The organism is Streptomyces sp. NPDC101237 (genome assembly GCF_044767465.1).
Lineage (GTDB): Bacteria > Actinomycetota > Actinomycetes > Streptomycetales > Streptomycetaceae > Streptomyces > Streptomyces gramineus.
Map to the genome: position 1 here is coordinate 1 of NZ_JBIWNY010000003.1, position 24,060 is coordinate 24,060.

The 24,060-nt window shown below is 70.4% G+C and carries 19 protein-coding genes and 3 tRNA genes; 13 read left to right on the forward strand and 9 right to left on the reverse strand.

Annotated elements, in window-relative coordinates; all coding sequences use genetic code 11:
* Positions 1–119: 119 nt before the first annotated feature.
* From ACIRQ9_RS05845 to ACIRQ9_RS05860, 4 genes are all read right to left on the reverse strand, one after another.
* Positions 120–2,048, reverse strand: a complete 1,929-nt coding sequence (locus ACIRQ9_RS05845) for an ABC transporter ATP-binding protein (protein WP_404167560.1) — start codon at positions 2,046–2,048, stop codon at positions 120–122.
* On the reverse strand, positions 2,048–3,781 hold the full coding sequence (locus ACIRQ9_RS05850) for an ABC transporter ATP-binding protein (RefSeq protein ID WP_404167562.1): 1,734 nt from the start codon (positions 3,779–3,781) through the stop codon (positions 2,048–2,050). The genes ACIRQ9_RS05845 and ACIRQ9_RS05850 overlap by 1 nt, the downstream gene beginning before the upstream one ends.
* 142 nt (positions 3,782–3,923) lie before the next feature.
* A complete protein-coding gene (locus tag ACIRQ9_RS05855; RefSeq protein ID WP_404167564.1) occupies positions 3,924–5,378 on the reverse strand; it encodes an FGGY-family carbohydrate kinase in 1,455 nt (484 codons plus the stop codon).
* Between the two features lie 93 nt (positions 5,379–5,471).
* Entirely contained in the window at positions 5,472–5,777 is a 306-nt protein-coding gene (locus ACIRQ9_RS05860; protein WP_404167566.1) for a YtxH domain-containing protein, read from the reverse strand.
* Positions 5,778–5,921: 144 nt separating this feature from the next.
* Here ACIRQ9_RS05860 and ACIRQ9_RS05865 point away from each other — a divergent pair.
* The 8 genes from ACIRQ9_RS05865 to ACIRQ9_RS05900 all read left to right on the forward strand — a co-directional run bounded on the left by ACIRQ9_RS05865 (position 5,922) and on the right by ACIRQ9_RS05900 (position 10,788).
* A tRNA-Asn gene (locus ACIRQ9_RS05865) sits at positions 5,922–5,994 on the forward strand.
* Between the two features lie 5 nt (positions 5,995–5,999).
* Positions 6,000–6,072: transfer RNA gene (locus ACIRQ9_RS05870), tRNA-Asn, on the forward strand.
* 188 nt (positions 6,073–6,260) lie between these two features.
* Positions 6,261–6,337, forward strand: a tRNA-Ile gene (locus ACIRQ9_RS05875).
* Positions 6,338–6,921: 584 nt separating this feature from the next.
* Positions 6,922–7,299 carry a type II toxin-antitoxin system RelE/ParE family toxin gene (locus tag ACIRQ9_RS05880; RefSeq protein WP_328771811.1) on the forward strand — a complete coding sequence of 126 codons (378 nt, stop codon included), beginning with the start codon at positions 6,922–6,924 and terminating at the stop codon, positions 7,297–7,299.
* On the forward strand, positions 7,296–7,634 hold the full coding sequence (locus ACIRQ9_RS05885) for an XRE family transcriptional regulator (protein ID WP_360238400.1): 339 nt from the start codon (positions 7,296–7,298) through the stop codon (positions 7,632–7,634). The genes ACIRQ9_RS05880 and ACIRQ9_RS05885 overlap by 4 nt, the downstream gene beginning before the upstream one ends.
* 355 nt (positions 7,635–7,989) lie before the next feature.
* Complete coding sequence (locus ACIRQ9_RS05890; RefSeq protein WP_404167568.1) at positions 7,990–8,826, forward strand: ricin-type beta-trefoil lectin domain protein; 837 nt, start codon at positions 7,990–7,992, stop codon at positions 8,824–8,826.
* Complete coding sequence (locus ACIRQ9_RS05895; RefSeq protein ID WP_404167570.1) at positions 8,781–10,031, forward strand: RHS repeat domain-containing protein; 1,251 nt, start codon at positions 8,781–8,783, stop codon at positions 10,029–10,031. Before ACIRQ9_RS05890 ends, ACIRQ9_RS05895 begins: the two co-directional genes overlap by 46 nt.
* Before the next feature lie 34 nt (positions 10,032–10,065).
* Positions 10,066–10,788 (forward strand): hypothetical protein, encoded by a 723-nt coding sequence (locus tag ACIRQ9_RS05900; RefSeq protein WP_404167572.1) that lies wholly within the window; start codon positions 10,066–10,068, stop codon positions 10,786–10,788.
* A 707-nt stretch (positions 10,789–11,495) separates the two neighbouring features.
* Here ACIRQ9_RS05900 and ACIRQ9_RS05905 read toward each other — a convergent pair.
* The gene (locus ACIRQ9_RS05905; RefSeq protein WP_404167574.1) at positions 11,496–11,771 is read right to left on the reverse strand and encodes a hypothetical protein; all 276 of its coding nucleotides are present in this window, start codon (positions 11,769–11,771) and stop codon (positions 11,496–11,498) included.
* Between the two features lie 334 nt (positions 11,772–12,105).
* Between ACIRQ9_RS05905 and ACIRQ9_RS05910 the strand changes: the two genes are divergently transcribed.
* From ACIRQ9_RS05910 to ACIRQ9_RS05920, 3 genes are all read left to right on the forward strand, one after another.
* Positions 12,106–13,053 carry a hypothetical protein gene (locus tag ACIRQ9_RS05910; RefSeq protein ID WP_404167576.1) on the forward strand — a complete coding sequence of 316 codons (948 nt, stop codon included), beginning with the start codon at positions 12,106–12,108 and terminating at the stop codon, positions 13,051–13,053.
* 21 nt (positions 13,054–13,074) lie between these two features.
* Positions 13,075–13,899 carry a hypothetical protein gene (locus ACIRQ9_RS05915; protein ID WP_404167578.1) on the forward strand — a complete coding sequence of 275 codons (825 nt, stop codon included), beginning with the start codon at positions 13,075–13,077 and terminating at the stop codon, positions 13,897–13,899.
* A gap of 857 nt (positions 13,900–14,756) precedes the next feature.
* Positions 14,757–15,938, forward strand: coding sequence for a helix-turn-helix domain-containing protein (locus tag ACIRQ9_RS05920; protein ID WP_404167580.1), 1,182 nt, complete (start codon positions 14,757–14,759; stop codon positions 15,936–15,938).
* 61 nt (positions 15,939–15,999) lie between these two features.
* On the opposite strand, the gene ACIRQ9_RS05925 is transcribed toward ACIRQ9_RS05920, so the two are convergent.
* From ACIRQ9_RS05925 to ACIRQ9_RS05935, 3 genes are read right to left on the reverse strand one after another with little or no spacing between them, the layout of a single operon-like run.
* Positions 16,000–16,749 carry a D-Ala-D-Ala carboxypeptidase family metallohydrolase gene (locus ACIRQ9_RS05925; protein WP_404167582.1) on the reverse strand — a complete coding sequence of 250 codons (750 nt, stop codon included), beginning with the start codon at positions 16,747–16,749 and terminating at the stop codon, positions 16,000–16,002.
* A 57-nt stretch (positions 16,750–16,806) separates the two neighbouring features.
* A complete protein-coding gene (locus ACIRQ9_RS05930) occupies positions 16,807–17,223 on the reverse strand; it encodes a hypothetical protein (protein WP_404167584.1) in 417 nt (138 codons plus the stop codon).
* 35 nt (positions 17,224–17,258) lie between these two features.
* A complete protein-coding gene (locus tag ACIRQ9_RS05935) occupies positions 17,259–18,938 on the reverse strand; it encodes a GH25 family lysozyme (RefSeq protein ID WP_404167586.1) in 1,680 nt (559 codons plus the stop codon).
* 272 nt (positions 18,939–19,210) lie between these two features.
* Here ACIRQ9_RS05935 and ACIRQ9_RS05940 point away from each other — a divergent pair, with 272 nt between their 5' ends.
* Both ACIRQ9_RS05940 and ACIRQ9_RS05945 read left to right on the forward strand, forming a co-directional pair.
* The gene (locus ACIRQ9_RS05940) at positions 19,211–19,990 is read left to right on the forward strand and encodes a hypothetical protein (protein WP_404167588.1); all 780 of its coding nucleotides are present in this window, start codon (positions 19,211–19,213) and stop codon (positions 19,988–19,990) included.
* 161 nt (positions 19,991–20,151) lie between these two features.
* Positions 20,152–21,468: an alpha/beta hydrolase-fold protein gene (locus ACIRQ9_RS05945; protein WP_404167590.1), complete on the forward strand. Its 1,317-nt coding sequence runs from the start codon at positions 20,152–20,154 to the stop codon at positions 21,466–21,468.
* 420 nt (positions 21,469–21,888) lie between these two features.
* Here ACIRQ9_RS05945 and ACIRQ9_RS05950 read toward each other — a convergent pair whose 3' ends face one another.
* Positions 21,889–24,018, reverse strand: a complete 2,130-nt coding sequence (locus ACIRQ9_RS05950) for a prolyl oligopeptidase family serine peptidase (RefSeq protein ID WP_404167592.1) — start codon at positions 24,016–24,018, stop codon at positions 21,889–21,891.
* Positions 24,019–24,060: the final 42 nt, after the last annotated feature.

Here is a 24,060-nt window from a genome sequence, read left to right on the forward strand (position 1 = left end):
CCCAAAACCCCCCCCCCCCCCCTCCCTGCCCCCCCCCGCTGGGGGGCCCCCTTGCCCTCACCCCCGGGGGGGGGGCCCCCCCGGGGGCCCCCCCCCTTCCGCGTCCCGTCCGGACCGGGCTAGTCCACCTCGGCCACCGCCTGCGCGAACTGGGCCTTGTACAGCCGCGCGTACGCGCCGTCCGCCGCCAGCAGGTCGGCGTGGGCGCCCTGTTCGACGATCGAGCCGTTCTCCATCACCAGGATGGTGTCGGCGTCGCGGATCGTCGACAGCCGGTGGGCGATGACGAACGACGTCCGCCCGTGGGCCAGCTTGGCCATCGCCTTCTGGATCAGCACCTCGGTACGGGTGTCGACCGAGGACGTCGCCTCGTCCAGGACCAGGATCGTCGGGTCGGACAGGAACGCCCGCGCGATGGTGATGAGCTGCTTCTCACCGGCGCTGACGCCCGTGCCCTCGTCGTCGATCACCGTGTCGTAGCCGTCCGGCAGGGTCCGCACGAACCGGTCCGCGTGGGCCGCCCGCGCCGCCTCCTCGATCTCGCCCCGGGTGACCTCGCGGGAGGAGCCGTAGGCGATGTTCTCCGCGATCGTGCCGCCGAACAGCCAGGTGTCCTGGAGGACCATGCCGATCCCGGCCCGCAGGTCGTCCCGGGACATCCGCGTGATGTCGACGCCGTCCAGGGTGATCCGGCCGCCGGAGACCTCGTAGAACCGCATCAGCAGGTTGACCAGGGTGGTCTTGCCGGCGCCGGTCGGGCCGACGATCGCCACCGTGTGGCCCGGCTCCACCGTCAGCGAGAGGTCCTCGATGAGCGGCTTCTCCGGGTCGTACCGGAACGACACGTGCTCCAGCGCCACCCGCCCGCGCAGCTCCGAGGGACGCTCGCCCGGCACCGGGTCGGCCTCCTGCTCCTCGGCGTCGAGGAGTTCGAAGATCCGCTCGGCCGACGCGACACCGGACTGCACCAGGTTGGCCATCGAGGCGACCTGGGTCAGCGGCATCGAGAACTGCCGGGAGTACTGGACGAACGCCTGCACGTCACCGATCGACAGCGCGCCCGAGGCCACCCGCAGACCGCCGACGACCGCCACCAGCACGTAGTTCAGGTTCGACACGAACATCATCAGCGGCTGCATCACCCCGCTGTTGAACTGCGCCTTGAACCCGGCCTCGTACAGCGCCTCGTTCTGCTCGGCGAACTGCTGCGCCGACTCGTGCTGGCGGCCGAAGACCTTCACCAGGGTGTGCCCGGTGTACATCTCCTCCACATGGGCGTTGAGCTTGCCGGTGGTGCGCCACTGCTGCACGAAGTGCGGCTGCGAGCGCTTCCCGATGCGGGTGGCGATCAGGAACGACAGCGGCACCGTGCACAGCGCCACCAGCGCCAGGATCCAGGACACCCAGAACATCACCGCGAGCACGCCGATGATGGTCAGCAGCGAGTTGATGAGCTGGCCCATCGACTGCTGGAGCGTCTGGCCGATGTTGTCGATGTCGTTGGTCGCCCGGGAGAGCACCTCGCCGCGCTGCCGCTTGTCGAAGTAGGACAGCGGGAGCCGCGACAGCTTCGCCTGGACGTCCTCGCGCAGCCGGTACATCGTGCGGTTGACCGACCGGTTGACCAGCCGGGTCGCCACCGCCATCAGCAGGCCGGCGACGACGTACGTGCACAGCGCGAAGAGCAGGACGTCGCCGACCCGGCCGAAGTCGATGCCCTTGCCCGGCGTGAAGTCGGTGCTCCCCAGCATGTCGGCGATCGCGCCCTGGCCGCGCTCGTGCATGCCCTGGAGGACCTGCTCCTTGGTGGCCCCGGCCGGCATCTGCTTGCCGATGACACCGGCGAAGACCAGGTCGGTGGCGCGGCCCAGGATCTTGGGGCCGATCACGCTGAGGGTGACGCTCGCGACCACGCAGAACAGCAGCACGTAGATCGTGAGCTGTTCCGGCTTGAACCGGGCGAGAAGCCGCTTGCCCGAGTTCTTGAAGTCCATCGAGCGCTGGTCGGGGCCGCCCCCGGCCATCATGCGTCCCATGGGCCCGGCCATCAGGCAGCCTCCGCTTCCGTCAGCTGGGAGAGCACGATCTCCCGGTAGGTCTCGTTGCCGGCCATGAGTTCGTGGTGGCGGCCGGTGCCGACGACCCGTCCCTCGTCGAGGACGACGATCCGGTCGGCCTCCCTGATGGTCGCCACCCGCTGGGCGACGATGACGACGGTCGCCTCCGCCGTCTCCTCGGCGAGCGCGGCGCGCAGGGCGGCGTCGGTCGCGTAGTCGAGGGCGGAGAAGGAGTCGTCGAAGAGGTAGATCTCCGGGCGCTGCACGAGCGTACGGGCGATCGCCAGACGCTGGCGCTGGCCGCCGGAGACGTTGGTGCCGCCCTGGGCGATGGGCGCGTTCAGACCGCCTTCCAGTTTCTCGACGAAGCCCTTGGCCTGCGCCACCTCCAGCGCGTGCCACAGCTCCTCGTCGGTGGCGTCCGGGTTCCCGTACCGCAGGTTGGTCGCCACGGTGCCGGCGAACAGGTAGGGCTTCTGGGGAACCATGCCGACGGTCTGCGCGAGCAGTTCGGGGGCGAGGCCCGAGACGTCCTCGCCGTCCACGAGGACCTGGCCGTCGGTGGCGTCGAAGAGCCGCGCGACCAGTCCGAGCAGCGTGGACTTGCCGCTGCCGGTGGAGCCGATGACGGCGGTCACCTCACCGGGCCTGGCGACCAGGTCGACGGCCTTGAGCACCGGCTCCTCGGCCCCCGGATAGCGGAACCCGGCGGCCCGGATCTCCAGATGACCGTGCCGGCGCAGTTCGGTGACCGGGGCGAGCGGCGGGACGACGCTGGACTCGGTGTCCAGGACCTCCTCGATGCGCTCGGCGCAGACCTCCGCGCGCGGCACCATCATGAACATGAAGGTGGCCATCATCACGGACATCACGATCTGCATCAGGTAGGCGAGGAAGGCCGTCAGGTCGCCGATCGCCATCTGGCCGCTGTCGATGCGGTGGGCGCCGAACCAGACCACGGCGATCGAGGACACGTTCACGGTCGTCATGACGATCGGGAACATCAGCGCGAGCATGTTGCCGGTGGCCAGCTGCATCTGGGTCAGGTCCTTGTTGGCCCCGCCGAACCGGCCCTGCTCGTACTCGTCGCGGACGAACGCGCGGATCACCCGGTTGCCGGTGATCTGCTCGCGCAGCACCCGGTTCACGGTGTCGAGCCGTACCTGCATGGCCCGGAACAGCGGCCGCAGCCGGCGCACGATCAGGGTCACGGAGATGCCGAGCACGGGGACGACGGCGACCAGGACCCCGGACAGCGGTACGTCCAGGCCGAGAGCGAGGACGATGCCGCCGACACACATGATGGGCGCCGACACCATCAGCGTGAACGTCATCAGGACCAGCATCTGGACCTGCTGTACGTCATTGGTCGTACGGGTGATGAGGGAGGGTGCTCCGAAGTGACCCACCTCACGCGCGGAGAAGGACTGCACCCGGTCGAAGACGGCGGCGCGGACGTCCCGGCCGAGCGCCGACGCGGTCCTGGCGCCGTAGTAGACGGCACCGATGTTGCACACCACCTGTGCGAGCGAGATGCCGATCATCAGGCCGCCGAACGACAGGATGTAATCCGTGTCACCCTTCACGACGCCGTTGTCGATGATGTGCGCGTTGAGCGTGGGCAGGTAGAGAGTGGCGCAGGTCTGCAGGAACTGCAGCAGCACCAGGATCGAGATGGGTTTCCTGTAGGGCCTGAGATAGGTCCGCAGAAGTCGTATGAGCACGCTGGGTCTCTCGGAGTCGGCGGTGGGGGCGGGTTCGCTTGCCCGGAAGGCGGGATCGCTTGCCCTAGGCCCCTATCGTCCGACACTCCACCCGCGTTACCTCAACCGATTAACCTGACGGCGGACAGGCGCTTCATGCGGTTTACGCCCGGAACGCCCCCGGATGGGTCTGCTCCCGCACCGACACGAACTGCTGCCGCACCGCCTGCCCGACCGCCAGTTCGTCCCCGGGCTCCAGCACCTGGGCCGCCGCGCCCTGCCAGACGGGCGGGGTCCGCGGATCCAGGGTCCCCTGCGAGACCCCGAGCGCCCAGGCCGCCTGCCGGGCCGCCCCGATCGCCGCGTAGTCCGCCGGCTGCGGTACGACGACCTGCGCGCCGAACAGCATCGGCGCCGCCGCCTGGACGGCGGGCAGCTCGGCGGCCTTCCCCAGCAGGAAGATCCGCCGCACCTCCACGCCCCGGCCGCGCAGCACGTCCAGCGCGTCGGCGAGCCCGCACAGCATGCCCTCGAACGCGGCCCGCGCGAGGTGCTCGGCCTTCATGGACTCCCGGCGCAGCCCGGCCAGCGTCCCGGCGGTGTGCGGCAGGTTCGGCGTCCGCTCGCCCTCCAGGTACGGCAGCATGACCAGGCCGTGCGAGCCCGGCGTCGACTTCATCGCGAGGTCGGACAGGCTCTCCAGGTCGGGGAGGCCGAGCAGTTCGGCGGTCCCGCGCAGGGTCCGCACCGCGTTCAGGGTGGTCACCACCGGCAGGTGCATCCCGGTGGCGTCGGCCAGCGACGTGATCATCCCGGAGGTGTCGGCGAGCGCCTCCGGATGCACCGCCATCACGGACCCGGAGGCGCCCAGGGAGACCACCGCGTCCCCGAAGCCCAGCCCCAGCCCGAAGGCGGCGGCCATGGTCTCGCCGGTCCCCGCGGAGATCAGCAGCCCCTCCGGGGTCGTACCGGCCGCGTCGGCGGGCCCGATCACCTCGGGCAGCATGGCCTGGTGGCCGAGGGCCAGTTCGACGAGGTCGGGACGGTAGCCGCCGGTGGCGGCCGACCAGTAGCCGGTCCCGGAGGCGCCGCCGCGGTCGGTGGTCCTGCGCACGGGCCGCCCGAGCAGCTGCCACACCAGCCAGTCGTGGGCCTGGAGCAGTCCGGCGGTGCGCCGGGCGTTCTCCTGCTCCGCCTTGGCCAGCCAGCGCAGCTTGGTCACCGGCTGCGCGGCCTGCGGCACGCAGCCCACCGCCTGCGCCCACGCCTCCCGGCCGCCGAGCGCGTCGACGAGATCGGCCGCCGCGACCTGGGCGCGCCGGTCGCCGCCGACGATCGCCGGGCGGACGGTGTTGCCCTGGGCGTCCAGCGGGATCAGCGCGTTCTGCTGCGCGGAGACGCCGATGGCCTGCACGCCCTCCAGCAGTCCGCCGCCGGCCGCCTCGCCGAGCGAGAGCAGCCAGGCCTGCGGGTCGACGTCACTGGGCCGCGCCGCGCCGTCCGGTGCGTCGACCGGATGTGGTGCGTATCCCTGGCGGAGCACCGCACCCGTGTCCGTGTCGCAGACCACGATGCGCGTGAAATCCGGTGAGCTGTCCAACCCGGCGACTATCCCCATGCCCGAAATTCTGCCGCACGCGCCGCCGTGGTTCGCCCTGCGGGCGCCTTCCGGGGCGGCGCGTGCGGTACCGCGGGTGCGGACGCGGTGCGGTCAGGCGGTGCCGCTGCCCCAGTCGTCCGGCGCCGCGCCGTTGGTGTTGCGTTCGCGCAGGGACCGGACCCGGGCCGTCACCGAGTCGGGCACGTGGTCCCCGACCTTTGAGCTGACCGAGTGGAATGCCTTGCCCGCGTAGACCCGGCCCTGCTGGGCGGCGGTCTCGGCGGTGTTGCGGACCGCCGGGTTCTGGGCGACCTGGCGGGCGGACTTCTTCAGCTGCTCGTATCGCTCGCGTCCGGCCCTGGTACCCAGCACGTAACCAAGAGCGAGCCCGGCGACGAACGTGAGCTTGTAGCGCATTGCGGCCACCCTTCCCTCGGGGGGAGTCTCGTCGGGGAGTACCGATTGGCGGAGCACCCCCCTGCTTGCGCTAATGTATGTGTCGCAGCGAGCGGGCGCCCACTGGCGAATACCCAGGTAGGTACGTTCGATGCAACGAGGCATTCCTCCGTAGCTCAATTGGCAGAGCAGCCGGCTGTTAACCGGCAGGTTACTGGTTCGAGTCCAGTCGGGGGAGCTCGGTCCTCCGTAGCTCAATTGGCAGAGCAGCCGGCTGTTAACCGGCAGGTTACTGGTTCGAGTCCAGTCGGGGGAGCATGCTGAACGAGGGCCCCTTCGGGGGTCCTTTTTCATGTCCGTTCCGTACCCGCGGGAACCGCTGGGCCTGCGCCGATGTCCTCAAGGTCGTGAGCGTCGCAGAAGCCGACCATCCGAAGCAGGAGATCGTATGAGCGGCTATGCTGCGGCAGACGGCGCGCACACTTGTACGCGACACGCCGCTATGGGGCGGTAGCTCAGCCGGTTAGAGCAGCGGACTCATAATCCGTCGGCCGTGGGTTCGAGTCCCACCCGCCCCACCAGTGCAGATCGCTGACCTGCGGTCACGCTCGTTTCTGGGTGTCGAATCGTCAACTTTGACTGAGCGGACTGGAACCGCTGCCCGCGAGTTCGGTACCAGATCGGTCCGAGTCGGCTGATGCCCCTCCGGCCTGTAGGTGTTGGCTGACTGGCTGCGCGTGCTGGGGCCCGAGCCTTCTCACACCTTCTCCGCACGCCACCACCTCGCCCATGGGATTGGCAGGGTCGGCGACCCCGTCGGCGCAGCCGCAGCTCTCCGTTGCTTGCTGATCAGTTGCGTGTGCTTGGGCCGCAGCACCCCGAGACTCGGGCCACAGAAGACAGTCCTGCCTTCTGGAGTGCGGAAGTGGACCGTGGGCGTCCGACGTAGCCGGTCCCAGTTCCAGCCGCCGCCCCCTTCGCGGTCAAGCTCTCCGGGCGGGCCCTCGCGTCGGATTCCAGCACTGCCCGGCCACGTGTGGGGACGATTCTCTCCTTCGGGGTGTGCCGTCGAGTACGGGAGTGACTGCGGGAACCGCAGCCACTGCGACTATGACGTCAGTGGTGTATGCTGTCAGTGTAATAACATGCAGATGGGGGCGCGTGCATGGCTTGGAAGATTGTCGTGGTCGAGCCGGCTCTTTCCTGGCTTCATGGCCTGCGCCGTACTGACCGCGACACGCTGATTCAGGTCAGCCAGGCTGTCACGGCCCTTCAGGAGGAAGGTCCCGCGCTGGGCCGGCCTCTGGTGGACACGATCAAGGGCTCGGTGCTGCCGAACCTCAAGGAGCTCCGCCCCGGCTCGGCAGGGGCCACGGAAGTGCGGTTGCTGTTCGTGTTCGACCCGGACCGGCAGGCCGTGATCCTGGTCGGTGGTGACAAGGCGGGCAACTGGTCCGGCTGGTACCGAGTCGCGGTGCCCCAGGCGGAGCAGGCGTACGCGGAGCATCTGAAGCGAATCGATGGAGAGGACGGGGCTCGATGACTGATCACCTCAAGGACCCGCAGGCCGTCTCCTGGGGGGACCTGGCCGAGGATTTCGCCTTCACTGATGCCGAGAAGGATGAGATCCAGAAGGGGGCGCAGGCGATGGTCCTGGCCTCTCGTGTGCACCGCCTTGCCGAGTTGCGGAAGCGGCAGCACACCACGCAGGTCCAGGTTGCCGAAGCGATGGGTGTCACCCAGGCTCGCGTCTCACGCATTGAGAAGGGGCAACTGGAGCGCAGTGAGGTCGACACTCTCGCTGCCTACGTCAAGGCGCTCGGAGGCAAGCTGAAGATCGTCGCAGACTTCGGCGATGAGACCTACGTCCTCGGCTGACCCGATCGGCACGTTGCGCCCAAGGTCATGCGCAGTCCTGGGCAAGCTCGCCTCTTGACGTCAGGGACGATGCTCCACCCCGGGATCAGGGGTGGAGCATCGGCGCACCGGTAAGCGAATCCGCTGTGCGATGGTTCCATCCCCTTGGCTGAACAGGGCGGGAACGGCGGCCGCTGTGGTAAGCGCCTGTCCCTGACATCCGCAGGGGCCATTGAGGGGCCACAAGGACAGGAACACATCGACAAGAGCCACAGAGGGCCGACATATCCCGAGTGGGGGCTGTACCACCCGCCCCGCGACCGGGTCGACGAGCACCTGGGAGAACCAGTGTTTCACCTACGACTACCTGGGTGAGATGGTCCACGCCTGGACCTCCTCGATGGCCGTGGGCACCGCCGGCACCGGCTGCAAGTCCGCGAGTGGCAGTGCCTGGGGCTACCGGCAGGACGGCCAGTCCTCGGCCGGCCCCATCGCAGAGGCATCGGACTCCGCCACGGACGCCACCGCGCCCGACAGCGACATGGCGGCGTCGCTGAACGCCGCCGCGCCCGCCACCGGCACGGTCTCCACCGACACCACCGCCTACTGGCAGTCCTTCACCTTCGACGCGATCGGCAACCGGGCGAGCCTCACCGAGCACGACGCCGCCGACACGGCCAAGGACGTCAAGAGCGTCTACGGCTACGGCACCCAGGGCACCGGCGGCACGCTCACGCAACCGCACACCCTGACCAAGGTCACCCCTGCCGCGGGCACCGCGTCGAGCTACACCTACACAGCGGTCGGCAACGCCGAGACCAGGACGCTGCCCGGCGGCACGCAGAACCTTGCCTGGAGCGCCGAGGACAAGGTCACCGAGGTCAAGGGCTTCGGTGACGGTGCTGGAGCGATCGTCGGCCTGTCCGGCAAGTGCCTGGACGACGCCAACGGATCCGCCGCCGACGGCAACCCCGTCCAGCTCTGCCGGTGCAACAACTCCCGCGCCCAGCAGTGGCGGACGTCCGGCGACACGCTGCGGATCTTCGGCAAGTGCGCCAGTGCTTCCGGCACCGCGAACGGAACCAAGATCGTGCTGGCCACCTGTGACGGAAGCAGCGCGCAGAAGTTCACCGTCCGCACGTCCGACAAGAGCCTTTACCACCCACGGTGGTCCGCTCCACCAAGTACGGCAGCACCACCGGTCACCGGCTGAGCATCCTCCTCACCGACCAGCTCGGCACCGCCACCACTGCGGTGGACGAGGCCAGTGGACAGCCCGTCACCCGCCGCTTCTCGAAGCCCTTCGGTGAGACGCGCGGCAGCCAACCGTCCAGCTGGCCCAACCGGCGCTCCTACCTGCGCACTGGAATCGACGACACGTCCACCGGCCTGACCCACCTCGGCGCCCGCGAGTACGACCAGTCCACCGGCCGCTTCCTCTCCGCCGACCCGGTCATCGACCCGTCCGACCCGCTGCAGATCAACGGATATTCCTACGCCGACAACAACCCGGTCACCAAGAGCGACCCGGACGGTCTGCAGCCCGTCGAGTGCTGGGAGGGCACGGCGGTCTGCCAGGGCGGGCGGATCGTCTCGGCGAAGCCGCACGAAGAGGTCGACTCCGACCGTGCCCTCACCAGGGGCACGGTCAAAGGGCGCGACGTCATCTACGACGAGCGGGGCGTCCCGCACACGCTGGGTGTGAGGTCCGACAAGCCCTCGGAGCAAGTGGCGTTCGACTACATGAACGAGGATCTGCGGAACGCCGGCAAGTATTCCGACGGTTCCCACAACGGCAGCGGTTGTCAGTACCTGTGGCAGGACGAGAACAACGGCGTCATCAAGCAGAAGGCGTTGTGGCACGGCGCCAACGGCGACCATGTGGCAGTCGGCACCACCTGTGACTTCATCAAGGTCACCTGGAAGAACGGGAAGATCGTCAGAGTCGACTCCTGGGACGCCAACGAGAGCAACAATAAGGAGTTCAACCCCGACAACACGGCCAAGACCGTGGCGCGGAAGATGGATGCCCAGGCCAAGGGGCAGACCCAGAACGTCGTCTACGTCGCCAAGAGCCAGGCCGAAGCCGAGGCGATCCGGGACAGGTTTGTCGGCAACAAGCACGTCCGCGTGATCTGGCCGGACGGCTCGTTCGACACGCATCGCGTCCAGCCGTTGATCCGCAAGATCGACGGCGGCACTATCCGCATCGTTCCCGGCGAGGTCACGGAGAAGGCACCCAGCGTGCCCCACGCACCTTCCACGTCGAGGACGGGTGGCGGAGGTAGCCGCATGGGCAAGCTCATGGGCGGTCTCGGGGTGATCGGGGACCTGTACATGATCTGGGACGCCACCCGCTCGTGGCAGCGCGGCTGCGACGGTTGGCTCGTTTCCTGTGACCCACCGCCGATGATGTGAGCATGGGCGTCGGAAGGAGACCGAGGAAAGAGCTATGGCAAAAGAGCGAGTGACGGTGTGCATCCCCCTGTGCGACCCGGGGGACGTCGTTGAGGCCATCGGTGCGGCGATGGCACCGTTCGACTACAACCGCGATGTCGGGGTCGGTGATCCGGACGTCGAGACCTGGTGGGACTACTGGCGGATCGACGGCCGGGGCATCGAGTTCCTGGTCGTTCCGGGGCATGAGGACGACCCGCGCCTCATCCGGGGTGCCAAAGCCCTGTCCGGAGAGCCGCGCAACGTTCCGCCGGCACTCTGCGACGGCGGGCCACGCGCGCTGCTGGATCTGGAAACGCCGCGTGCGCAGGCGGCCGCCGAAGCACGCCGAGCCTTCGAAGCGTGGCGGGATTTCGCCAAGGCCTACCCGCCGACCCGGCCGTCGAGTCACTTCTGGGCCAGACACTTTGCCGACCCCGAGAACTACCCGCAGGCACAGGTCCTGGAGGACTACCGAACCCAGCCGGCCATCGTGGCGCTCAGGAACAACCCCGAGCTCCGGGAGCTGATCGGCGGCGACCCGGCCGCCCGCCTGACCGGCGAGCTCGAAGCGTACGCACAGGAAATCGCCGACACCATCCTGCCCTCGAACGCCCTCCTCACCCTGGACGGCCGCTGGCTGGATGTCGCGAACGCCGAGCGGCGCCGCTACTTCAACGACTACCTGATCGGCCTCCCGGCCGACGCCTACGCCGTCCGCGTGCTCTACCACGGCTGAAGTGCGCGTCCGTGATGATGCCTCTGCATGGAGCGTCTCTTTACGCTGTCTGAGCCCGGTGCTCTGCCTGCTCGGCAGTGCGGCTCCGGTCCGGCAACTCGGACCGGAACCTTTGGCGTTGGAAAGCTGATCCGCTGCGAGCCGGTTCCGGTCCGCTCGTCACGCTGAGGGAGGCTGGCTGACGCGGACCTACGGCGTCCGGCAAAGGCGCTCAGGGGCCGAACAGGGGCCACAAGGACAGGCACGGACCGACAAGGGCCGTACTCAGCCGTCAACGATCAATCCCGCTGATCTGCGAAAACGTCATGGATCGACGTTGATCGACAAGGGCCGCCAAGATCCTCAAAGGACTCATAATCCGTCGGCCGTGGGTTCGAGTCCCACCCGCCCCACCACTGCAGGTCGCTGACCTGCGGTCACGCTCGTTTCTGGGTGTCGGATCGTCAACTTTGACTGAGCGGACTGGAACCGCTGCCCGCGAGTTCGGTACCAGATCGGTCCGAGTCGGCTGATGCCCCTCTGACCTGTAGGGACGGCAGTCAGCGGGGTGAGTTCGGCTGAGCCCTGCTGCGACTGTGTTCCGTCGTGTCGGCGATGCCGCCCGGGCCGGCTCACAGGAACTGCCGGGACCGAATGCGGCCACGGCGATGTGCAGGGCCGACGCCTGGCGTGGGCGGTGCGGGCACAGGAGCGGTTCCTGGTGAGGTTCACCGCAGGCCCTCATCACACCGCGATGGCCAGGAGAGCTGCCGGGGCTGCGGCGGCCAGGGGCCTTGGTGGCGTTGCAGGTCGACGCCACCGCCGCTGGTGGCCGCTTTGCCGGTGCGGAGCAGGAGGCGGTCGCTGAGGTTGGTGCGGTAGAGCAGGTCGGCGACGTTGTCGCCGGTGACGTCCTGGACACTGACGAGATCGTGGTCGGCCCATGCTGACGAGGCGAGTCTGGTGGCGGCCTTGTAGGAGCCCCCTTCGTAGCCCGTGAACACGCAGAGTTGGCCGGCGGCGGTGATGACGAACGGGTCGGGGTTACCGTCGGCGGTGATGTCACCGGCGGAGAGTATCTGGCTGTACGTGGCCGGGTCGGGGGCGGTGGACGGCAGGTAGATCTCCTGGCGCCGGTCGACGTTGACCGCGCCGTAGCCGTCGCCCGGGTAGAGCCAGAGCTTGCCTCCCAGGCGGGCTATGAGGTCCTGGACCCCGTCACCGTGGTAGCTGTCACCGAGGTGGGTGATCAGGGCGTCCTTCCAGTAGCCCGTCGGTCAGAACACCGGCCGTTTCGTCTCCGCCGACCCGGTCTTCGACATCGCCGACCCGCTCCAGATGAACGGGTGCGCCTACGCGAAAAACAACCCCGTCACGGGGAGCGACCCCACCGGCCTCGAAAGCTGCGGCCCCTCCAACTACAGCTGCACCAGGGACACCATCGACACCGTCAACAAGGGCGGAGAAGGCGGCGGGGACTCGGGCAACAGCGGTACGACGGGCGGTGGCGCCTCCAGTGGCGACGGCAACGGCGGCGGGACAACGGTCGTACGCAGCGACGGGCATACCAATCTCGGCAATTGCCTGGCCTTCCAGGCGACCGCTCATGATGCGGCTGTGTGTGCCAGCGGGTTCGCCGCATCTACATGGGCCAAACAGCACCACATCGACGGATACGTCACGGTCGACGTAGGCAAGGGCGGAAGCACCGCCAACGCCATCCGCGGGGCGAGTGACGGCAGGAGCAAAAAGAACGACGGCTACGCGGACGTGGTTCTGTGGACGAAGGACCGGGTCTACATCTGGGAGGTCAAGCCGAACACCGACTACGGGAAGAAGGACGGACCGGAGGACCTGACCAGATACATCAACAAACTTGAAGAGCCCTTCGACAGCGTGGGTGACGAACGCGACGTCGCGGCCGGCGACAAGCTTCCGCGGCAGTTGTTCAATTCAGGCCAGGGCAAGGGCGCCGTTTGGCCCACGGACAGTGCTCCCGGCGTGAGGTTCTACGGGACGGACAAGAAGCGCACCCGGCCTACCCCCAGTCCTTCGCTGGGGCCCAGCAGCGGACCCGTCGAGGAGCCCACCCGCACGCCCACGGCGGAGCCCACTCCATCGGCGACCGGGACATACGGCCCCGGCTCCCCGGGCGCCGGTCCTGAGGTGAATGCGGGCAAGTACGGTCTGGCGGCCATGGTCACCGGCGTGGTGTGGGCGACGATCTGGGGTACCGGAAAGGTGCTGTCCGAGGGGCCGGCCTGTGTGCTGGGCGGCGCCTGCTGAGGCGCCAGTAAGGTGAGCGAAATGAACGTCTACGTCGAAGCTTCCTTCGACACCGCGGCTCCGGAGGGCCCGGGTGAATCGCTGGTGCAGTGGTTCCGCGCTGCACGCGCCCGGCTGTTCGGGGGTTTGGTGGAGGCGGAAGCGGGAGGTGGAGGAGAGGTCGTCTCAGAAGCACGGGTCATCCGGCACATCGATGACTCCCCCCGTCGCTTCCCCAAAGTCGCAGAGACTTGGACGCAGTTCGAGGAGGGCCTTGCCGCGTTCCCGTGGGGCGCGGGACTCTCATTTCTCACGGGCAGCGGAGAACCGGATGAACTGGGCCGAGCGAACTCTTATCACGTCCTCAGGGACGGTTCCATTTGGCGAGCGTCGGCCCTGGTAGCGGTGGATTCCCCTGACGACGCGGGCTCCTGTCGCAGGCTGGTGGAGTTCCTGCACGATGCGCTGGACACCAGTAACCCCTCCTTCGGTCGCATCGAGTGGCGCAACTTCGACGAACTCACCAATCTCGATGCCGCACTCAGTCGGAAGCCACGGACGTCACAGCGAGAGAGCCGACAGTTCCTGCGGGGCTACGCCTGGACGACGGTCTGTCCGGCGGAGCTGGCGGCACGGCTCGGCGGCGCTGCGGTGCTTGAAAACTCGGGGGCCTTTCACCGGGTGGTCCCGCTGCGGGCGGGGGGTGTGTTGCTGCAGGCTTCGGACACTCTGGCCGGGTACACGGACCAGGTGATGGAGCGGGTGTTCGAGGCGCTGGCTCCCGTGCTGCCGCCGGGCGAACCCCGCCCGGACCCGGCATACCCGGAGCTGCGCTTCGTCCCACGTGATACCGCTGGACTCCGCTGAGCTGCCGCATCGTGGACGTGCATGGACAACGGCACGCTGTCGGGAATCCCTCTGGATCCTGCCCGGGGTGCTGCGCCACTGGCCACGCTGACGCGCTCTGATCGAGACGACGTATCCCTACAGCCCCGCGAAGAGCGTCAGGCTCGACTGCGCTGCACGGAGGACGTCAGGGCCTGCCCATGCCGCCGAGGCTCCGCCCCACACATGAGACGGCGCCTCTGCTCGGGGGAAGGGCAGTCCGTCGCGGGTGGGTTTGGAAGTCTCTCCCGAACTGGCGCGATCGCTCCCTCGTATGGTGGCTCGGCCGTCCGGGGCCTCGTTGAGGCCGTAAGGACAGGAACTAACCGACAAGGACGGAGGGGTGCCGACAACGTTCACCCTATCTGACCTGTGGGAACGTCAAAGATGAGCGTTGATCGGCAAGGATCGCCGAGATCCTCAAAGGACTCATAATCCGTCGGCCGTGGGTTCGAGTCCCACCCGCCCCACCACCTCCTACCGCGCAGGAACGTTTTCACCTGCGGCGGGCTTTTTGCGCGACGGCACCGGGCAACGGCCACGGCCGTGGACGAGGACCGCCGGTGTCGTCGGCGGCCTGGATCCGCTGTTCGTCGTGTGCGGACATGGCCGCGGAACGCGATGGGCGTCGCGTGTCCGCCGGACGACCGGTCTGCCGACGTATCCGGCGGCGGACCAGGCGGGTCGGCCGCCGGATCTCCGTCTCGTCGACTCGCTGTCAAATACCTTGCCGAAGACGGCTGTTGACCGTTTCCGTGGCGATATCGAAAGTACGTACGCGTCCCATTCCCGCGGTGTAGCTTCTAGCCGTCAGTGGAGGCTTGAGCAAGGGGGGACGTGTGGTTGCCTCTCCGCAGACCGACAAGTTCGCCGCCCGCCTGCGGATGCTGAAGGACCGCAGCGGCCGGGGGTACGACCGCCTGGGGAAGGAGGCGGGTGTCAGCGGTTCCAGCCTGCACCGGTACTGCTCCGGTCTCAGCGTCCCGGCGGACTACCGGGTGGTGCACGCCTTCGCCAAGGTGTGCGGCGCGAGCGCGGAGGAGCTCCGCGAACTCCACCGGCTGTGGGCGCTGGCGGACACCGACCGGGACGGGACGGCCGCGGCCGTCACGCCGCAGGCGCAGACACAGCCGGAGGCGGCCCCGGGGCACGGACCGGAAGCGGAACCGGAGACCGGGGCGGCGGTTGAGGCGGGAGCGGGGGAGGGGGCTGCGGAGCCCGACGAGCCCGACGAGCCCGACGAGCCCGGTGGGGCCGTCGCTGCGGAGCCCGGTCCGGGGGACGTGACACCCGTCGACAGGACCCCCGAGCGGGCCGCGGGACCGCGCCGGTCACGGCTGCCCGAGAGGCTGTCCTCGCGGTCGGCGATCCTGGCCGCCGTGGCCGCGGTGGTGCTGGTCGCCGGGTTCGTGTGGCTGCCCGTGGGCAGCTCCTCGGGCGACGCGCCGTCGGCCCGGGGCGGGCTGCTGTACTCGCCCGCCTGCCGGACGGTCAGCATGGGGCAGCACGACGAGTGCGTGCGCGAGGTCCAGACCCTGCTGACGCGGGCGAACGGCAGCCTGGCCGTCGACGGGGACTTCGGACCGGAGACGCTGCGCCGGGTGACCGCCTTCCAGGTGCTCGCGGGTCTGCCCGCCACCAACGTGGTCGACGACGCCACCAAGAAGGCGCTCTACGCGCACCGGGTGAGCATGACGACCTGGTCGCCGGCGAAGGTGGCGCAACGGGTCCGCGAGGTGTTCGCCGAGGACCCCGGCACCGCCGTGGCGGTGGCCCGCTGCGCGTCGTTCCTCGACCCGCTGTACGTGCTGCCCAACACCAACGGCAGCCGCAACTGGGGCGTGTTCCAGATCTCCGACACGCGGCTGCGGGACCTGCACGGCACCCCGCTGCGGGCGTTCGACCCGGACTGGAACATCAGGGCCGCCCACCGGCTGTGGAGCGTCCGGCACGACTTCCACGACTGGCCCTCCTGCGAGGCGGCGCTGAAGAACACGCCCAGCGGCACGCCGCGGCGCTGACGCGCGGAGCTCCGGGCGCCGAAGCGGCGGCACCCGGAGCTCCGCTCCCCCGACAGCGGTGTCACACCGTGCCGTTCTCCCACCACCAGGCCCGGCCGAGGTCGGCCCTGCTGTCCACGTGCTGGTGGTCGACGGTGTACGTCTCCAGGCCGGAGAACCCGCAGGTCTCCGCCTTCTGGTAGACGGTCTTGTTGGCCACGCCCGGCACGTCCAGGTCGGCGGCCGTGCCGTACAGGTGCATGCTGTCGCCGGCCCCGCCGATGTCGGCGTTGTGCGCGATGCTGCGGAAGCCGGAGGTGACCGTGATCGGCTTGTCGCCGAGCTTCTTGCGCAGCGCCTCCAGCTTGTACATGCAGCGGCGGACGTTCTCCTTCACCTGCGACGCGCTCAGCTTGCCGCCGTTGAAGGTGCCGTCCGACTGGTTGACGAACTCGCTGAAGTTGAAGTGCAGCGTGGAACCGTCGGACTGCTCCAGCGAGTTCAGCTTCGCCTGGGTGTTGGGGCCGACCTCGGCGTCGACGCCGAGCCCGTACGCCGCCTGGAAGCGCCGTACGGCGGCGGCCGTGCCGGGGCCGAAGTCGCCGTCGATGCCGACGCGGGTCTGGCCGGCGCTGTCCGCCGCCCAGCCGGCGACCCGGATCTGCAGCTCGGTCACGTCGGCACCGGTCGCGCCCTGGGTCAGCGTGCGCGACCACCCGTAGGCCCGCGCGACACCCGGGAACAGCAACTGGCCGAAGGCGACGCCGGCACCGGCGGCCAGCGTGCCGCGCAGCATGGTGCGGCGGTCCATGGGACGGAAGGAGGAGGTCATGGGCGTCCTTTCGGGAGCCGTGTCGCGGACGGCGCCGCGAACGGCGCCGGGAGGAGGTCAGTAGGCGATCTGGAAGGTCACGTTCTGCGCGTCGGTGTCGTAGGCGTGCACGCGCAGGACGAAGTGGGTGCCGTCCAGGACGTCGGTGGCGACGGTGCCCCACTCGGTACCGTGTGTGGTGTACGCGCCACCGTTGTTGCACTTGGTGGTGTGGTCGGTGAACACCACGCAGGCGTCCAGGTACACGCCCGGCGCGTCGGTGACGAGCCGCATGTTGATGTCGCCGCACCGCGAGGACGTGGTGTAGGTGCCGTATTCCTTGGCGGCCGTCTGGTATTGGTACGTCAGGGTCTTCGCACCGCCGTAGCAGCTGGTGGCGGCGGCCGAGGTCTGCGCGGAGGCGGGCACGGCGCCCGCTCCCAGCAGGGCGGCCACGGCGGTCAGGGCCGCGGGCAGGATCCTGCTCCGGATCATGGTGGTCCCCGTTCTGTGGGTGAGGAGAGGAAGGGTCAGAAGGCGATCTGCACGACGGCGTCGTCGCCCTCCAGGGGCACACCGTTGGGCACCGTGAACCTGGTGCCGTCCAGGACGTCGGTGGCGATGGTCGTCCAGCCGCGGCCGACCCTGGTCCAGTGGTTGCAGACGCCCGTCTTCGCGAACTTCACGCAGGCGTCGACGTACTCCGCGGTTCCGCCGGTGACCCGCATGTTGATGTCGGTGCAGCGGCTGGTGGTCCAGTACGGGCCGAAGTCGACGACGTCGCCGTACCGCGCCGTGACCGCTCCGCCGTAGCAGGTCGTCGCGGCCGCCGCGGCGGGCGCCGCCGACACGGTGGCGGCGGTGCGGTTGGCCAGCCGGTCCAGGTCGTCCTGGGTGCCGTTGAAGACGTCCGCGGTCGCCGGCGCCTTGATGCCCGGGAACAGCGCGGCGTCGGTGTACTGCCACATCGTCCAGGTCGTCGAGCCGTTCGGCACCGGCGGCTCGGTGATCGACTGGCGGTAGTCGGCGAGCTGCAGCGGATACCGGGCGAACGCGGTGGTCGAGCCCAGGCAGTCGTCCAGGAAGGACTTCTGGGTGTAGATGACCGGCGTCCGGCCGAAGGCCGCCTCCACCGTGTCGAGCCAGGCCTTGGCGTCGGCGACCGTGCCGTAGGCCGGGCAGCGCCCGGAGCCGTCGTCCATGCGCTCCAGGTCGAACACGGGTGGCAGGTCGCCCGCCCGCTGCCCGGTGTAACCGGTGGCCCGCACGGCGGCGACGAACCGGTCGGCCTGCGCGGCGCCGGTGTCGGCCGCGGTGCCCGTGTAGAAGTGGTAGGGCGCGACGGCCAGTCCCGCCGCCCGGGCCGCCGGCAGGTCGGTGGCCAGGTACTCGTCGGTGACGTTCAGGCCGCGGGTGGCCTTGACCGTGGCGAACTCGACGCCCGAGGCCTTGACGGCCTTCCAGTCGATGGGCGCGCCGCCGGGGTGCTGGTACGTGGCGGTGTCGAGTCCGTCGACCGGATGGCCGGCCGGTCGCGGCGGCGTGCAGTACGCGTCGCGGCCGGACCAGTCCGCCAGCTTCGCCCAGGTGTGGGGGCCGACGACGCCGTCGGCGCCGAGGTCGGCGCAGTGCTGGAACTCGACGACCCGGCTCTCGGTGCCGCCGCCGAAGTCGCCGTCGACCGTCAGCGGCGGGTAGTGGAAGGGCTCCATGGCCAGGTTCAGCCGGCACTGCGCTTCCTCGACCTCGGTGCCCTTCGCGCCCTTCCGCAGGCTCGGGCGGGTGTCGGTGTGGCCGCACACGGACGTCTGCGCGGTGCCCGACGCGCCCTGGGTCGCGCAGGTGTGCGGCTGCGCGGCCCAGGTGTTCAGCGCCGCCCAGGTCTGCGGGCCGAGCACGCCGTCCGCGCCCAGTCCGGCGCACCGCTGGAACTCCTCGACCCGGGTCCGGGTCGCCGGCCCGAACGAGCCGTCCGCCGCGATCGGCGTGTACCGGCTCGGCTTCGTCGCCAGGTTGAGCTGGCACTGCGCCTCGGTCGTCGGGTCTCCCGTCGATCCCTGCCGCAGTGTGGGCTGTGCGCTGGTGTGCCCGCAGACCGCGACCGCGGCGGCCGTGGCGGACTGTGCCGCCTGTACCGCCGTCGGCCCGTACAGGGGCAGGACCGCTGCCACGGCGAGGGTCAGGCCCCGCAGAAGCGTCCTTGGTCCCATCTGGTGTTCCCCCTCGAATCGGTGACCGGGATCCCCCGGCCGGCATCAGGCTGGCAGGGCTCGTCCCGAACCGGCCCGGCTTGCGTCCGGCCGGGACGCCGGGACACCGGCACGCCTGTGATCTGCGGGGAAGGAGGGCCGCTGGGACGCGTCTGGGACATCGGGGTGAGGACGCGGGGGCAACCCGGTCGGGGTCTGGGGTGTCCAGTAGGCGAGAGCCGTCGTCAGGCCCGCCGCGCCGCGGCCGGGCCGCCGATCCCGAGGGGGAGTCCATGAGAGTACGTACGGCCGCCGTCCTGCTTGCCCTTGCCGCCTGTTCGTCCGCGTCCGTGGTCCCGGCGGCCGCCCGCACCGCGTCCGGCGGCACGGTGTTCTCGCACGTCGTCGTCGACGGCGGCAAGGACGTCGTGTTCGGCCCGGCCACCCGGAGGACCGTGACGATCGCCTGGACGGCCCAGGACCCGGACGGCGTCGCCGCTTCCTGGGCCTACCTGTGGCACGGCCCCGACACCGACGACGCCGACGGCATCCTGCCGCTCTATCCGCCGGCGGGCACCTGCGCCGCGGTCTCCGCCGACCGCACCACCGTCACCTGCACGGTGGCGTTCGTGGTCGACGCCGCCCGGGACCTACGCCACGACGCCCTGGCCGGCACCTGGAAGGTGCTCGCCTCGGCGCAGGACGACGGCGACGACTGGACGGAGACCGACGTCGTCGCGACGGCCCGTCTCCAGCGGGCCGCCGGGGTGACGGTGAACGCCTCGCCCGAGCCGGTGAGGAAGGGCAGGACGCTCGCGGTCACCGGCCGCCTCACCCGGGCCGACTGGGAGCGCGGCGGCCGCGGCGGCTACGCGGGGCAGCCGGTGCGGCTGCAGTTCCGGGCCAAGGGCGGCTCCGCCTACACCACCTTGAAGACCGTCAGGAGCTTGAGCGGCGGCGCGCTGAAGACCACCGTCGCGGCCCGGACGGACGGCTGGTTCCGCTTCCTCTTCCCCGGCACCGCCACCACCGGCCCGGCCACCGCCGCGGGCGACTTCGTCGACGTCAGGTGACCAGCGGCCGTCAACGCGCCGTCGATTTGGATCACCATGTGACATAAAGGAACAGGCAATGTCTTCTGCCTGAATCACTCGTTACGGAACGGGAAAGGCTCTGGCGCCCTCCTCCTGTGCGTAGGGCATTGGCACGGGCAGGGAAGTCAGGGACTGAGCACATGGGTTTGACCAGTCGAGGGACCGTATACGCGACGGCGGCACTGGCCGTCCTGTGCGTGGCGCTGCTGGTCTGGCTGTGGCCGCGCTTCGCCAGGCCGGGGCTGTGGCAGGTGCTGGGGCGGCTCGGGGTCATCGGGGTCACCCAGGTGACGATCGTCGCGGCCTTCGCGTGCGCGGTGAACTCGTCGTACCAGTTCTTCGGTTCCTGGAACGAGCTGTTCGGTGACGTCGACACCGCTCCCGTCGGCGTCACCCAGGCGGCCGGCGGCAGCGGCGGCGGTTCGGTGAACGGCGTCAGCAGCGTGCACGGCGCGCTCGTGCAGCCCGCGGGCGACCAGCAGTTGAACCGCGTCGACGGGCTGCCCGACGGGCCGGCCGCGGCCGTCGGCCGGGTGGAGTCCGTCAAGATCGTCGGCAGGCGCACCGGCGTGGTCGACCCGGCCTTCGTCTACCTGCCGCCGCAGTACTTCCAGAAGGCGTACCACCGCATGCGGTTCCCGGTGATCGTCGCGCTCAGCGGCTACCCGGGCAGCATCTTCAACCTCGCCCAGCACCTGCGGGTCTCGCAGACCGCCGGGGAACTCCAGGCCAGGGGCCAGATGCAGCCGACGATCATGGTGATGATCCGGCCCACCATCGCCCCGCCGCGCGACACCGAGTGCGTGGACGTCCCCGGCGGACCGCAGACCGAGACGTTCCTGGCCAAGGACCTGCCGGAGGCGATCAGGTCGGGCTACCGGGCCGGCCACGACGCGGGTTCCTGGGGCGTCATGGGGTACTCCTCGGGCGGCAGCTGCGCCCTCCAGCTCACGATGCGCGACCCCGGCTCCTACACCACGGCCGCCGCCCTGTCCCCGGACTACGCGGTCAAGGACGACCCCACCACCGGCAACCTCTTCGGCAGCGGACCGGACCGGCAGGCGCGGGTCGACGGGCACGACCTGATGTGGCGGCTGAAGCACCTGCCCGTCCCCCAGGTCTCGGTGCTGGTCGCCAACAGCAAGCACGGCGAGAAGGGCTACCCGCAGACCGAGGCCTTCATCAAGGCGGTCCGGGCGCCCATGCGGGTCGTCTCGATCCTTCCCGAGAACGGCAGCCACAACTTCCCCACCTGGGTACGGGAGATGCCCGCCGCCCTGAAGTGGATGAACGGCCAGCTGACCTTCCCGCAGGACGTCGTGCCCCGGCACCACCCGAAGAGGTCGACCGAGGCCGGAGGCGCCTCCCGGCCCACTCCCACCCCCGCGCCGGGCGGTCACGGCACGCTGCGCGCGGAGGGCACGGAACCCAGGTCCGGCGCCACCGCCCGCCGCTGACCGGCCGGCCCCGGCCCGCGAGGGCCATGGCCGCCAAGTCCCGGTCCGTTACCCGCGGATGACCCCGTGTTGCGGGCGCGTCAAAGGGCCTGTCCGGCGGCGCGGGACGCGCGAACTCGGTGATGAGGAGGCGGGAAGGCGGTTTCCAACTCGCGGCGCCCATGAGGCTTGGAGGTGCCGATCTCGGGGCATGGCCCTCCTACCGGACGGCAGGCCCGCTCAGGGCTCGGCATGAGGAGGGCGTCATGGACGGTCGGATCCGCGTACGCGTTGTTCGTCGGCCCGCTCCCCGGGGACAGGAGATCGACCGCAGGACGCCCTCCGGGCGGATCCTGCCGTACTGAGCACCCTTCGGTCCGCGGCCCGGCGCACGCCGGCCGCGGAGCGAGCGGCACCGGCGGGCCGCGGACCGTGCCGCCGTCAGCCGGTCAGGTGCCGGCGGAAGAACTCCAGTTGGTGTCCGAGCAGTCTGCCGAAGGTGTCGTCGGCCGGTGCGGAGTGGGTCATCCCGCTCAGCGGCAGCACCTCGTGCGGCCGCCCCGCCGCCAGCAGGGCACCGGACAGCCGCAGCGTGTTGACCGGGAACGCGTTGTCGTCCGACAGCCCGTGAATCAGCAGCAGCGGGCGGCTGAGCCCGGGAGCGTCGGCGAGCAGCGACGACCGCTCGTAGCGCTCCGGGTGACGGTCCGGCGGCCCGAGGTAACGCTCCTTCCAGCAGGCGTCGTAGAGCAGTTGATCGGTGAGAGGGGCGCCGGCCACCGCGGCGTGGAAGACGTCGGGACGGCGCAGCACGGCGGCGGCGGCCAGCGTCCCGCCGAACGACCAGCCGCGGATGCCGACCCGGCCGAGGTCCAGCTCCGGACGGCGCCCGGCCGTCAGGCGCAGGGCGGCTACCTGGTCGTCCAGGACCGGCCCGAGCAGGTCGCCGTGGATCTCCTTCTCCCAGCGGGGCCCGCGTCCGGGCGTGCCCGCGCCGTCCGTCACCAGCACCGCGAAGCCCTGTTCGGCGAACCACTGCGACACGAAGGCGTGTCCGGCCTGTTCGGCCAGCACCTTCTGCATCGCCGGGCCGCCGTACGGGTCGATCAGCACCGGCAGCGGGGCGTCGCCGTCACGGTGCCAGGACGGCAGGAAGAGGTGCGTGCGCAGGGCGCGCGGCCCGACGGCAGCGGACTCCACGCGCAGGTCCAGCAGCGGCCGTTGGGCGCGCGAGGCGATCGTGACGGGCCCGGGCCCCGACCCGGCGGGCTCCGTCCGGCCGTCCGCGGTCAGCCGCCACACGGTCGCCGACGAGCCCGGCCGGTCCGGTGTGCGCGTGGTGAGGACCAGCGTGGAGCCGCCGAGGACGCCGGTGTGCACACCCCGTTCCCGGGTCAGCCGGCGTACGCCCTCGTCGGGGCGGTAGGTCCACACATGGCGCTCGGTGGGTTCCGCGGAGGCCGTGAACAGCACGGTCTCGCCGTCCACCGCCAGCACCTCGTGCAGGTGCAGGCCGTCCGGGGTGACCGGCGCGCCGTCGACGGCCAGGTGCCGGGTCCCGCCCCGGTCGAGGTGGGTCACGAGCCGGCCGGCCGCGGTCCGCGCCGGCACACCGGGCACCAGCAGTTCCACCCAGTGCTCGTCGTGCAGCTCGGCCAGCGGCACGGTCGCGCCGTCCGCCGGGTCGGCGGCCAGCACCCGGAGCGTGCGCTGGTCGCGGCTGAGCACGGCGGCGAACGGGCCGTGCGCGTCCCAGCCGGCCACCGGCAGGTACTCGAAGCCCTCCCGGTCCCAGCGGACCTCGGTGAGCTCGCCCGCCAGGCCGGCGATCCACAGCGTCACCTCGGCGTTGGCCGTGCCGACCCGCGGGTAGCGCAGGGCGCGCGGCGGCCTGGCCGGGTCGGCGGGGTCCGCTGTCCACCAGACCTCGACCTGCCGGTTGTCCACCCGGCAGGTCAGCAGCCGCTGCCCGTCCGGCGCCCACCAGTGGGCCCGGTACCGGGCCATCGACTCGCTCGCCGCGTGCTCCGGCAGCCCGAAGAAGACGTCCGGGCCCTCCCGCGGCCCCGGCTCGGCCACCGCGCGGTCGCCGCCGCCGTCGGCCGCGATCACCCGGAGCGCGCCGTGCGCGACGTACGCGATGTGACGGCCGTCGGGCGACGGGCGCGGGTCGACGACCGGCTGCCGGGCGGGCAGCCGGCGGGCGGTGCCGGAGTCGGTGTCCACCGTCCACAACTGCCCGGACAGCGCGAACACGGCGAGCCGGCCGGCCGTGTCGGTGGCGTAGTCGGTGATCCCGGTGGCGGCCTGGCGGGCGCGTTCGCGCCGGACGCGTTCCTCCTCCGGCACCTCGTCGGCCGCGTCGCCGAGCAGCGCGGCGGGGTCGGCCAGCAGGTGCTCCGCACCGGTCGCCGGATCGAGCGACCACAGGCAGCCGACGGGGTCGTCCCCGGCCCGGCTGCGCAGGAACAGGACGAGGTCCCCGTCCCGCACCACGGTGACACGGGCGGGAGCGCCGAGGGTGAAACGGCGGGTGCGGGCGAGCTGCCGCAGCAGCGGGGGGATCACCATGGCCGTCACTGTGTCACCCGGCGCCCGCACCGCGCACAGCGG